Below are 11,823 nucleotides of genomic sequence, written 5' to 3' on the forward strand. Positions count from 1 at the left end.
TGCTCGTTGCTCTTGAACCTAGCAGCGTCTGGCCAGCTGCCAGGGGCATCCGGGATTCGGGACACACCCCGTTCACGGGTAATTTTCGCGATAAATGATCGCGCTCTCATGCAGTGCCCACAGCCTACCCACAGCACGCTCTGAGCGCGAAGCGGTGGGATGCCTCGGCTCTGGGACACCGGGAAGCTCGGCTGGCGTTTCCATCGATGACTCCCGCCGATCCCTGGTCCACCGCCGCCGGGTGCACGCCATGGACCTCCGGTCACTCAGTCAGTGGCACGTCGGCGATTGAGCCGACCCGGTGAGGCTGGGGCGGTGGTTTGAGGCGGCGGTTCGAGTCGGCGGTTCGTAGGCCGCCGTCAGTGGGCGGCGGTCAGCGCCAGCCCAGGCCGGGCGCCACGAATCGCAGCACCGAATCGAGCAATCGGGCGTTGTAATCGACGCCCAGTTGGTTCGGCACCGTGATGTGCACGGTATCGGCGGCCTGCACCGCGGCATCCTGCGCCAGCTGCTCGACGAGCGCATCCGGTTCGCCGATGTAGCTCTTGCCGAAGCGGGCCAAGCCGCCGTCGAGGTGACCCACTTGGTCGCGGTTGTCGGCCTGGGCACGCAGCCCGAAGTAACGGCGGTCCTCGTCGGTGACCAGGGGCAGGATGCTACGGCTCACCGCCACCCGCGGGGTACCGGGGTGCCCGGCCTCCGCCCACGCCGCGCGGAAGATCGCGATCTGCTCGGCCTGCAGGTCGCCGAAGTCCACCCCGGTGTCTTCGGTGAGCAGCGTCGAACTCATCAGGTGCATGCCCTGCTCACCGGTCCATTTCGCGGTCGCGCGGGTGCCGGAACCCCACCAGATGCGCTCGGCGAGTCCGGGCGACTGCGGCTCGATGGACAGCGGCCCACTGTGTCCGGTGAACTGCGGGTTGGCGTTCGCCATGCCGGCCCCGGCGATGGCCAGGCGGAAGCGTGCGGTGCGTTCGCGGGCGTCATCCGCGTCGGTCTGTCCGGGCGCCGGTACGTGGCCGAACGCCTCGGCGCCGCGCAGTGCGGTCTCGGGTGAGCCGCGGCTCAGGCCGAGCTGCAGGCGCCCGTGGCTGATCAGGTCGGTGATGGCCGCTTCTTCGGCCATATAAAGCGGGTTCTCATAACGCATGTCGATCACGCCGGTGCCAAGTTCGATGCGGCTGGTGCGAGCGGCCATGGCGGCGAGCAGTGGGAACGGGGACGCCAGCTGCCGGGCGAAGTGGTGCACGCGCACGGACGCGCTGTCGACGCCGAGTTCCTCGGCGGCCACCGCGAGCTCAACGGTCTGCAGGAGGGCGTCTTGTGCGGTGCGAACGAGCGACCCCGGCACCGCCTGATAGTGGCCGAAGGAGAGGAACCCGATGTGTTTCATACCTGGGCAAGCGTTCCCCGTGGCCCAGCTATTCCCGCCCCCATCCCCGGTTCTGGTGTACTGCGGGTTACCGGGTGCCGCGCGGGACGCGCGCCTCTTCGGGACCGAGCTGCGCGGGAGCGGCGCCGCTACGCGGGTGGCACGCCCCGGGCGAAGCGGCGCGTGACCCGCGCTCCTCGTCGGGACCGCGCTACGCCGGGAGCGGCGCCGCTACGCGGGAGCGGCGCCGCTACGCGGGTGGCACGCCCCGGGCGAAGCGGCGCGTGACCCGCGCTCCTCGTCGGGACCGCGCTACGCCGGGAGCGGCGCCGCTACGCGGGTGGCACGCCCCGGGCGAAGCGGCGCGTGACCCGCGCTCAACGGCGACGAGGGTGAGCGCGGGCACCGCGCCGCTGCGCGGGCGGGCCGCCACCCGCGCGGCAGTACCGCGAAGCGGCGCCCACCCCGCGCAACGCGTTACGCGGGATAGGCGCCGTTTCGCGGGTGGCGCGCCACCCGCGGACGGGCGCGTGACCCGCGCGCCGGCGGGATCGCGTTTCACACCCTCGTCGAATCCGCCGGGACGATGCCCCTCGGCAACAGCACCCGCCCCGGCGTCCCAGCACGGTGCCGACGGGCCAGAGCGCGGCCTGCGCGATGAGGTTGTCGATCGCGGTGGTGTACGAGTGCTCATCGCAGCAGAACAGGTCGCGCCTGGCCCGGACGAAGCCCCGCATCGCACGTTCGAGATCCTCCCGAGTCAGGCCGGGAACTTCCGAGACGACCGCGGTGGATGTTTCCCGGAACGAGCTCAGACCCGAGAACATGCGGCCACACGTGCATCGACCGTCGGGATAACACCAGCATGCCTGGCACGGTTCCAGCAACCACACCAGCTCACCGTCGATGCCGTTCATTCGATCGTGCACGTGGGCGCCCTGGGTCGCATCCGTAGCCACGAATACCTACATGAGTAACTCCATCTCTCGGCACGAGGAGATTCCGCCACGGTAACTGCCACCCCCGACACCGCCCCGGGCGAGCGCATCCGCCGCGCGACCAACCGGCACGGTGAGTGTGCGGAGCGCGGGGTGGGCGCCGCTGCGCGGGTGGCGCGCCACCCGCGGTGCGGCGCGCTACCCGCCCATCCGAATTTCGGTGGCGCGTGGCACACGCTGCGGCGGTCGGGACCGCACACGCGGCCGGCCGGCCGCATATGCGGCGGATGCGGCGGATGCGGCGGATGCGGCGGATGCGGCGAGTCGGGTCGTTGCGGGCCGCAAGGTCCGGGTGCTGCCAAGCTGGGGACATGCGTCATCTGTTCCTCGACTTCTTCGGCACCCTCGTCAACTACGCGGACTCCCGCGCCGGGCAGGGTTACGCCGACACGCACGCCAGCATGCAGGCCATGGGCGCGCGCGGCACCGAGCAGGAGACCGCCAGAGCCTGGCTGGATGCCTTCCATCGGCTGAACACGGAATCCGATGTGGACCACCGTGAGTTCACCATGGAGGAGTTGTCCCGGCGAGCGATCCTGGAGCTGCTCGGCCGCGAACCCGATACCGCGGAGATCGCCCATGGCGCCGAGAGCAACATGGCGGACTGGGAGCGCGGCGTGGTGCTCATTCCCGGCATGGCTGAGACGCTGAAGGAACTGGGCCAGACGTTCACCCTCACGATCGTGTCCAACACGCACAGCGCATCCGTCGTGCCCCGGCAGCTCGCGGCCATGGGCGCCACCGACCACATCGCTCACATCGTGACGTCGCTCGAGGTGGGCTACCGCAAACCGCACACCGCGATCTACCAGGCGGCCCTCGACCGGGCGGAGGCCGACCCGGCCCGGGTGATTTTCGTCGGCGATACCTGGGATGCCGACTTCGACGGCCCCCGCGCACACGGCATGGAGGCCGTGCTGGTGGCCGCCGCGCCGCGGGACGGCGTGCCGGATACCCGCCGGGTCGCCTCCGTGCTCGACCTGCCCGACCTGCTCTCATTCCGCTACCCGAGCACCCGCCCCGTCAGCACCCGCGGCGTCGCATAACTCCTGCGCGGGCTCGTCCTACGGCCCCGGGGCGCGGGGAATCGGTAAGCTCGGCGAATGGTTACAGAGGGGTACCGCATCCAGCGCACCGTGGCGAGCGATTGGCGCGAGGTGCGGACACTCCGCCTGGAGATGCTCGCCGACACCCCGATCGCGTTCGGTGAGACCCTGCAGAACGCCCTGAGCGACACCGAGAGCGAATGGCGGATGCGCGCCGCGCGCGGCACCGCCGAGCACGGAACGGTGCTGGTCGCGATCGACCCGGCCGGCACCTGGGTGGGCACCATGGGCGGCTACGTGCCGGATCCCACCTCAGGCGCCCTGCTCGTGGGCGTGTACGTGTCGCCGGGTCACCGCGGCCGCGACGCCGGCGTCTTCGACAGCCTGCTGGGCGCGATCGAGGAGTGGGCGCGCGGCGAGGGCGAGGTGCTGACCCTGCACGTGCACGAGGACAACGCCCGTGCCCGCGCCGCCTACCTGCGTCGCGGGTTCATCGAAACCGGGCACCGGGTGCAGTACGTGTTGGATGCCACCTCCGAGGAGATCGAGATGGTCAAGCGGCTCTAACGGCCGCCTCCACCACCACCACCGCCACCACCGCCGGAGAAACCGCCGCCGAAGGAGCCGCCGGAGAAGCTTCCGCCGCCGCTGCCCGACCAGGAGGTCGGCGGGGGCGTGGGCGTTTCGGTGGTGTGCACCGAATTGACGATGCCGTTCAGCGCCGAAGCCAGGTAGATGCCGTTGAACGCGTTCTGCGACACGAACCAGCCCGGCGGGGTGGCGTCCTGCTCGTAGTAGACCGCCAGCTCGGCCGCCCACTCGCGTTCGACCCCCCAGAGCACCGCGTAGGGCAGCAGCTTCTCGTACAGCTTTACAAGCTCCACGGTGTCGACACCGTTGGCACTGCCCGCAGCCGCGGAGCCGTTCGAGGCATGAGCGGTTGAAGCGGGAACAGCACTGGGCACGGTGACCCGCAACGCGCCATCCGGGCTCTGCAACATGCGGAACCGGTCGGCCTCGGCCAGGTCGAGATAGACCTTCATGCCGGTGAGGTAGTCGCGCTGCTCCACCCCGGCGGTGCTCAGCTGCACGGGCCGCTGGGACGCGACGACAGCCACGATCACGGCCGCCACGGCGAGAACGAGCACCGGAAACCACCATCCGGCCGGCGGTTGGAGGACCCCGAGAGCGCCCAGGCTGAGCAGCGCGAAGGCGCCGAGGCCGAGGATCAGGCGCTTGCGGGCGACAGACATGGTGGGCCGCGTGCGCCAGCCGCGGGCGATGTTGCGGCGATTCGCATCGGCGGTCGCGGCGGTCAGGGCTCGTGCCAGGGGGTCGTTGGTGACGCCGAGCGCGCACACAGCACCCGCGGTGAGCCCGGGGAAGAAGGTGGCCAGCAGCGTCAGTTCCTGGTCGTCGACACCGTCGGTGCGCAGCAGCTGTAGCGTGTAGTCGCCGCCCGAGGCGCTGACCGGGTAGTCCAGGATGCGCACCTTGCCGCGCACCGCCAGGCTCACGATCTCCGCGGCGACGCCCGAGCGGGTGCGGCCGATGAGGTCGGCCGCCTCGAGCAGGTTGTAGCCGGCGGGCACGGTGTACTGGGCGATGATGGTGCCGCGTCCGCGGGGCTCCCGCGGGTAGGCGAAGACTCGGGCGAGCACGAAGACTCCGCCGAGCAGGGCCAGGCCGATCAGGCCGAACGGGATGCCGCCAGCGTCGATCGGGGCGCTGAACCCGGGCTGGTAACCGGATCCCGACTGGGACTCGGCGGGTACCTGCACGAAGGTACCCGCCGTGAAGCCGATGGCCACGGTGAGGTTCTCGCGCGGGCCCAGGTCGGTGGCCTCGGCGGTGAACATCTGGCCGGCCGGGAGAGCGCCGGATGGGTCGGTCGCGGCGGGCTCGGTCGCGGCGGGGTCGGTAGCGGCGGGGTCGGTCGCGGCCGAGTCTGTGGCCGCGGGATCGGCAGCGGACGGTTCAGCGGCGGCAGGGTCGCCGGCCGCGGTGGCCGGCGCATCCGGATCGTCCTCCTGCAGGATGGTGCAGTCGCCGCTCTCGCCCTGCGCACCGGTGTAGCAGGCGTTGTTGCCCGTGAGGAACCCGGCGATCGCCGGGGCCACGTGCACCCGGGCGGCGACGGAGCCGAACGACTGGTCGAAGCCGGTGCCGTTCGTGTCCCAGTAGAGCTCGTCGTCGTTCGTGTCGGCGAACGCGCGCACGACGTTCTGCTGGGTGTAGCTGATGACATAGGTCTGGGTGCCGCGCACGAACTCGTCGGTGCCGAGGGCGAGCTCGGTGAATCCGCCGGTGTCCGTGGACTCGAAGGAGACCGGCGCTCCCCGGCGTCGGTGACGGACTCGACGGTGGTGTTCAGCGGCACACCGTCGTAGTCGTTGGGGATGGCCCGGATGATGCCCCTGTTCTGGTCGAAGTCGGGAAACTGGGCGACGAAGGTCTCGACGGTGCGCAGCGTGGAGTGACCGGTCGTATCCCGGTCGAGGTAGTACTCCCCCGCATAGAGCGCGAAGCTGAAGTCCGACGTGTCCGCCGGCACGGCGGCACGCGCGCTCCCGGCCAGGCCGTACACCCCGCCTGGCACCGTCGAGGCCGACCGTCCGGCCTCCATGGGAGCCGGCGCGACGGCGTTCGCCGCCAGCGGCGCACCGAGCGTCAGCACGGCGGTCACGGCAAGGGAGGACAGGACCTTCAGAAGACGAGTCACGTCTCCGAGCCTAGCGACCCCCTCAGATTGAGCTCGTCGACCCGTCGTTCGACGACCGCCCCGGCTGAAAAGACCCCGGCCAGCGCCACGAGCTCGTCGATGACATCCGCGACCGGCCGGGCGGTGCAACACCGGCACCATTCCTGCAGGTCGAAACTCGCGACCAGGGCGGACTCGTATTCCGACCGGGTGAGTCCGGCGATATCCACCACACGAGCCGTCGTGGTGTTCCTATTCGAACTCATCCCGGCGAACGATCTCCCGCACGGGCAGGGACCGTCTGGACGGCGCCTGCTCGCCGGACACACATCCCGGAGCCAGACAAGCTCCCCTTCCACGCACGCGTTTGAATCGCTGGCCCGAACGCCCTGGCCGGCCGACGTCGCCACAAATACCCTCATGATCTGCTCCGTTTTCTCGGCACGAGGGTGAGTGAGTAGGTGGCGCCAAGCTACGCGACACCACCGACATTCGGCGGGCCGCTCGCCCGAGTGGACGGCTAGAACCCCTCGGGGGCGTGCGGCCGGTACGGCGCGGCGAGCCGGGCCAGTTCCTCGTCGGTGAGGGTGAGGTCAACCGAGGCGACGGCATCCGTGAGGTGGTGAGCCTGGGTGGCGCCCACGATCGGCGAGGTCACTGCGGGCTGCTGCCGCACCCAGGCCAGGGCCACCTGCGCCCGCGGCACCCCACGCTCAGCCGCCACCTGGGCGACGACCGCGGCGATCTCCCGGTCGTCCGACTCCTGCTGCTTGTAGAGGGTCTGGCCGAAGGTGTCGGTTTCGGAGCGGTTGGTGGATGCATCCCACTCGCGGGTGAGCTTGCCGCGCGCCAACGGGCTCCAGGGCAGCACGCCCACGCCCTGGTCGAGGCAGAACGGGTGCATCTCCCGCTCTTCCTCCCGGTTGATCAGGTTGTACTGGTCCTGCATCGATACGAAGCGGGTGAACCCGCCCAGGTCGGCGGTGTACTGCGCCTGGGCGAACTGCCACGCGAACATCGACGACGCTCCGATGTACCGGGCCTTCCCCGCCTTGACCACGTCGTGCAGGGCCTCCATGGTTTCCAGAATGGGCGTCAGCGGGTCCCAGCGGTGGATCTGGTACAGGTCGACGTGGTCGGTGCCGAGCCGGGTGAGGCTGTGGTCGATCTCGGCCAGGATGGCGCGGCGCGAGAGCCCGGCACCGTTCGGGCCCGGCCGCATCCGCCCGTGCACCTTGGTGGCGAGCACGTAGTCATCGCGGCTGCTGAAGTCCCGCAGGGCCCGGCCGAGGATCTCCTCGCTGCTGCCGTCGGAGTACACATTGGCGGTGTCGAAAGTGGTGATGCCGGCTTCCAACGCCTGCCGGATCAGCGGGCGGCTCTGTTCCTCGGGCAGGGTCCAGGCGTGGTTGCCGCGCATCGGGTTGCCGAAGCTCATGCAGCCCAGCGTGATCGCCGACACGTCGAGACCGGTGGTGCCCAGGCGGGTGTACTTCATGGGTTTCCTTTCGACGGCGGCGGCCGATCGGCCTAGAGGCCGGCGCCCCTGCCGGTGGTGCGGATCTTGGTGCCCTGGGCAGCTTCGAGTTGGGTGCGAGCGTCGCGTTCGGCCCGTTCCTGTTCGGTCAGCTGGGTCGACTGCGAGCGGCGTGATGTCACGTATAGGAACAGCGAAACGGCGATGGCTCCGAGCACAAGTACGGTACCGAGTACAAGCGTGAAGGTGTCGGACATGAGTCCTCCAAACGTTGCGAACCGGCCGACGGATGGGTCACACGGGGCGGCCGACCCTTCCCTCGTGTCTACCGCTGAGAGGCGGTGCAGTCAATCAGGCGACCTCGCTGACCCTCGCGGTACGCTCGGCCCATGGCTGATCGCTTCGGTTCGGTTCCGCAATTCCTCGCCGCCCGAAAAGAGGACTTCGGAAGCTTATGAGGACGTTTTGGCGCAGGGCGTCCTCCTAACCTCGCTAGTGCCTATCTATCTGCTGACACGGATGCGTCTGCGCCCAGCCGCCCGTCCGCCCGCACCCGCACGGTGCGCCAGGTGTCGAGGGCGATGATGCCGCCGAGGATCGCGAGCGCAAGGGCGATGGAGGCCAGCGCATCCGTTGGCCAGTGATAACCGAGGTAAACACGGCTGAGGGCGGCCAGGCCCACGGCAATCACGAGCAGCACTCCCACGACGATGACCGCTCGTCGGCTCGCGGCGCGCCGGGAGTAGATGAGGTACGTGAGCAGCAGCAGGAAATTTGTGGCACCCGACACATGCCCAGAGGGGAATGAGTAGGTGGTGTCGACGCCGAAGAGCATGAGTTCAACCGGCGGACGGTGCCGCTCGACAAGCCTGGTGATCACCTGCACCAGGACCAGGCCGGTGAGTGTGCCCAGGGCCAGCAACACCGGCCGCCACAGGTGCTTGGCGAGCACGCCCCACACCACGATCGTGCCGAAGATGATCACGGGCAACGCCACCGGTCCGAACCCGATGGCCAGGCCGATCATGATCGTGGTCATGGCACCGGTGCGGGTCTGCATGAGCCAAGCGTTCATCGGGATATCGATGCCGGCCACGTCATCGCGCTGCACGATGTCGGCGAGGATGATCATGAACCCCGCCACCCCGATGACGATCAACGCCGCCGACAGCAGGTAGAGCCGGGTACGCTCGCCGGCCGTGCGCCACCGGTCCTCCACAATGAATTTGTCGTGCAATGCCCGCAGGCGCTCCCGCGTGCCGAGCGATGATTGGCTCACAGGGCTGAGCCGAACGAGATGCGGATGCGTCGGTGCATGTGGAGCCTTTCAGGTACGGGTGCCGGCCGCCGTTCGGTCGTGGTGCGGATCGTGGTTGGCCGGAGACCGACGTTACACAGCGGCAAAGATGAAATCCACTCGACTCGCCCAGGAGCGTCGGTGCCAAGATGAGGGCATGACAACGGATCGATCCGATGCTCCTCACGTGCTGTCCCCCGGCCCGGCCCACCGCACCGGCATCGACTCTCGCTGCTCCATCGCTCGCACCATGCAGGTGCTCGGAGACAAGTGGACCGTTCTGATCGTGCGGGAAGCGTTTCGTGGCCACACCCGGTTCAGCGACTTCCGCCGCATCCTCGGCATCCCCACCGATATCCTCACCTCACGACTGTGCGGCCTCGTGGATGCGGGTGTGCTCGAGCGGCGCGGCTACCGGGAGCCCGGCGCCCGGGAACGCTTCGACTACCACCTCACCGCGGCCGGCGACGCGCTGCTGCCCGTGCTCGGTGCGCTCGCCCAGTGGGGCAATGTGTACCGGCCCTCGGGGCACGGCCCGAGCCGCCTGTACCAGTACGCCGACACCGGCGAGGCGGCCTCGATCGCCTTCGTCACCGCCGCGGGCAGTGTGATCGCGCCGGAGGACATCGCCATCGTGCCGGGCCCGGGCGAGAACGACCCGGAGATCTTCGCCATCCGCCCTGTCGGCGGGGTGCACTGACCTGGGCGGCTGCGCTGACCCACGCCGGTTACTGGCTTCGCCGTGGACCATCCGGGCACCCCGAGTAAGGTTGCGTCACCATGAAACGATCTACTCCGCGGTTCCTTGTCTTCCTGGCCGTGCTCGTAATTGTGAGCTGCGCGCTGATCCTGATTCTTCCGTCCAGCCTCGGGCGGGCGCCTCGATTCGAGCGTGGATTCCGATCACACTGGGTGCGCTCGCGGGCGTGAGCGCCGTGCTGGCCTGGTTGGTTCGACCGAAATGGAACGCCGGTTGATCACGGCTGTCCCGTCCCGATTCGGCTCAGTGGTGCCGGCGGTCACGGGCTGACCGGGCGGATTCCGACCCCAGCTACGAGTCTAGGTAGCCCGCCGCCACCTGATCTTGCTGGGGATCTCGGGTTTCGACGCGCTGATCGAATCGGCGAACTCGAATCTTGATCCTGAGGTGCCCCGAAAGGTCTCGTCGGTCACGGGGACGGTGGCGCAAGAGGGCGCTTCCGGGGCTGGTGGACGTGAATGTCTCGCTCGGTCAGCTCCACGTGAAGCGGCTCTCCGCCGCGCAGACCGAGATCCACGAGGCAGGCGTGAACCTCACACGGCCCGGGATGCGCGTCCCGCCATTGTCCGGAATCGACAACCACTCGCACCCGCGCATACTCTCCCGGATCGAGCGGCAGTGCTGGGGATTGGCCGGCGACATAGGCGAAAGACACGCCCGGGGCAGGCGCACCTGGTTCGCCCAGCGCTGCGAACACTGTGAATGAGTCCCCGTGGGGATGCCACCGTTCCTCGCCAGCGTTGACGATATCGATCCCGAGCAGGTCCAGATCGGGCGCCGATCGAGTGACAGCCGGCCACCGCAGAACGAGGCCGCCAGCCCGGTCTTTCTTGCTGGGCCGGCGACGTTGTGAAGTGGGATGCAGCTCGAGAAGATGCGGCATGCCCTCGCCCTGGTCGCGCCTGATGAGGCCGATCCGCCACCACTGACCATCGAAATCGGTCGGAGCGCCAACGGTCTGGGCCGCACCGTTCTGTGCGGTGAGCACACGCCACCCCACGCGAGGAGTGTCCGCAGGTATCTCCCCGGCGAGGGCTACCTGCAGTTCAGCGAGCATCGCGTCGAGCTCAATGCCACTCTGTGCAAGCACATCGGCTTCGACCGCGATCGTTCCAAGTTCGTCTCTCTCGTCCAACGAATCCATCTCCACATGGTCACACACGGCCAGGTGTCCTGTCGTTGAGCCCGACGAAGCCGGTTAGCCGGCCGTCTTACCGAGACGCGGTGAGCTTCCCCCTTTGGTCGGATACGCATCGCACACCCGATATTGCACACGTAGTACAGCAAGAGTTCCTGGGTACCTCATCCATACGACGACGGCCCTGCACTGACCGAAGAAGTTAGGTGAAGGTGATCCTGCGAGCGATAACGTCTGCGGCCACGGCGTCCACGGGGACACGTGTGGATTGGGCATGTTCCACCAGGAGTCGCAACGCTTCATCTGCATCCGCGTGGGTTTGCGCGATGATCACTCCGGTTGCCTGATGTATCTCGGGGTTGTACCACGCGGTGGATTGTCTGATCTGGCTTTCATGGGTCACGTCGTGCACGGCTTCCCGCCTCGATTCGGGTGGTGAGGCTTGGTTTTCATTCTCAACCGTGTACCCCGAACGGGTCAAGATTTTTGTTCGTAGCGAGCCATGCCTTCCGCGGTCGGCGCACCGGCAGTACCGTGTGCGGCGAAGGGCGGATGCGCGCCTCGCTTCGAGAAAGGAATCGCCAGTGAGCACCACCCACGTTCATCAGGGCGGCTACCTAGCGCCCAGCCCCTTCTGCAGCACGTCGTCAACCCCGTCGCACGTACCCTCGGCGCCCCCACGCTCATCGTGCGCGGCCGGACCAGCGGACGCACGATCGGCACGCCCCTAGCTCCGTTCGACATCGAGGGCGACCGCTATGTGATCGCCGGCCGCGGGGAAACCCAGTGGGTCCGCAACCTCCGCATCGCCGGACGGTGCGAGCTGCGCGTCCACTGGCGTCGGCACCCGTACCGGGCCACAGAGTTGCGCGGCGACGAACATGCCCGGATCGCGGCTGCGTACCTCAAACGGCTCGGCCGGCGGGCCGACGCCTTCCTCGCCGGGCTGCCGGATGTGACGGACCATCCGATCTTCCGGCTCGACCCGTGCGCCCTGGTCTTCTCACCGGCCGAGCACTGAGCCCGCAGCTGGC

12 protein-coding genes and 1 pseudogene are annotated in these 11,823 nt (G+C 68.7%); 4 read left to right on the top strand and 9 right to left on the bottom strand.

Annotation, left to right across the window (positions count from 1 at the left end; translation table 11 throughout):
- Positions 1 to 373: 373 nt before the first annotated feature.
- A complete protein-coding gene (locus KY500_RS10445) occupies positions 374 to 1,393 on the bottom strand; it encodes an LLM class flavin-dependent oxidoreductase (RefSeq protein ID WP_219900511.1) in 1,020 nt (339 codons plus the stop codon).
- 1,288 nt (positions 1,394 to 2,681) lie between these two features.
- Between KY500_RS10445 and KY500_RS10450 the strand changes: the two genes are divergently transcribed.
- Positions 2,682 to 3,416: an HAD family hydrolase gene (locus KY500_RS10450; protein WP_219900512.1), complete on the top strand. Its 735-nt coding sequence runs from the start codon at positions 2,682 to 2,684 to the stop codon at positions 3,414 to 3,416.
- A gap of 57 nt (positions 3,417 to 3,473) precedes the next feature.
- A complete protein-coding gene (locus KY500_RS10455; protein ID WP_219900513.1) occupies positions 3,474 to 3,983 on the top strand; it encodes an N-acetyltransferase in 510 nt (169 codons plus the stop codon).
- Here the strand turns inward: KY500_RS10455 and KY500_RS10460 are convergent.
- The 6 genes and pseudogenes from KY500_RS10460 to KY500_RS10480 all read right to left on the bottom strand — a co-directional run bounded on the left by KY500_RS10460 (position 3,980) and on the right by KY500_RS10480 (position 8,873).
- The gene (locus tag KY500_RS10460; RefSeq protein ID WP_370626933.1) at positions 3,980 to 5,275 is read right to left on the bottom strand and encodes a hypothetical protein; all 1,296 of its coding nucleotides are present in this window, start codon (positions 5,273 to 5,275) and stop codon (positions 3,980 to 3,982) included. The genes KY500_RS10455 and KY500_RS10460 overlap by 4 nt on opposite strands.
- Before the next feature lie 102 nt (positions 5,276 to 5,377).
- Positions 5,378 to 5,728 (bottom strand): annotated as a pseudogene (locus KY500_RS19780) (DUF2207 domain-containing protein); the annotation flags it as partial.
- A 406-nt stretch (positions 5,729 to 6,134) separates the two neighbouring features.
- Positions 6,135 to 6,383: a hypothetical protein gene (locus KY500_RS10465; RefSeq protein ID WP_219900514.1), complete on the bottom strand. Its 249-nt coding sequence runs from the start codon at positions 6,381 to 6,383 to the stop codon at positions 6,135 to 6,137.
- Positions 6,384 to 6,637: 254 nt separating this feature from the next.
- Entirely contained in the window at positions 6,638 to 7,615 is a 978-nt protein-coding gene (locus KY500_RS10470; RefSeq protein ID WP_219900515.1) for an aldo/keto reductase, read from the bottom strand.
- A 32-nt stretch (positions 7,616 to 7,647) separates the two neighbouring features.
- On the bottom strand, positions 7,648 to 7,851 hold the full coding sequence (locus KY500_RS10475) for a hypothetical protein (RefSeq protein WP_219900516.1): 204 nt from the start codon (positions 7,849 to 7,851) through the stop codon (positions 7,648 to 7,650).
- Between the two features lie 242 nt (positions 7,852 to 8,093).
- Positions 8,094 to 8,873, bottom strand: a complete 780-nt coding sequence (locus tag KY500_RS10480; protein ID WP_219900517.1) for a phosphatase PAP2 family protein — start codon at positions 8,871 to 8,873, stop codon at positions 8,094 to 8,096.
- Positions 8,874 to 9,048: 175 nt separating this feature from the next.
- Between KY500_RS10480 and KY500_RS10485 the strand changes: the two genes are divergently transcribed.
- Complete coding sequence (locus KY500_RS10485) at positions 9,049 to 9,591, top strand: helix-turn-helix domain-containing protein (RefSeq protein ID WP_255579177.1); 543 nt, start codon at positions 9,049 to 9,051, stop codon at positions 9,589 to 9,591.
- Between the two features lie 469 nt (positions 9,592 to 10,060).
- Here the strand turns inward: KY500_RS10485 and KY500_RS10490 are convergent, their stop codons facing one another.
- Together KY500_RS10490 and KY500_RS10495 are read right to left on the bottom strand one after the other, a co-directional pair.
- The gene (locus KY500_RS10490) at positions 10,061 to 10,795 is read right to left on the bottom strand and encodes a hypothetical protein (RefSeq protein ID WP_219900518.1); all 735 of its coding nucleotides are present in this window, start codon (positions 10,793 to 10,795) and stop codon (positions 10,061 to 10,063) included.
- Positions 10,796 to 10,991: 196 nt separating this feature from the next.
- A complete protein-coding gene (locus KY500_RS10495) occupies positions 10,992 to 11,201 on the bottom strand; it encodes an ANTAR domain-containing protein (protein ID WP_219900519.1) in 210 nt (69 codons plus the stop codon).
- A gap of 276 nt (positions 11,202 to 11,477) precedes the next feature.
- Here KY500_RS10495 and KY500_RS10500 point away from each other — a divergent pair, with 276 nt between their 5' ends.
- Positions 11,478 to 11,810 carry a nitroreductase/quinone reductase family protein gene (locus KY500_RS10500; protein WP_219900520.1) on the top strand — a complete coding sequence of 111 codons (333 nt, stop codon included), beginning with the start codon at positions 11,478 to 11,480 and terminating at the stop codon, positions 11,808 to 11,810.
- The last annotated feature ends 13 nt before the right edge of the window (positions 11,811 to 11,823 follow it).

Origin of the sequence: Cryobacterium sp. PAMC25264, from assembly GCF_019443325.1 — a bacterium.
Taxonomy (GTDB): domain Bacteria; phylum Actinomycetota; class Actinomycetes; order Actinomycetales; family Microbacteriaceae; genus Cryobacterium.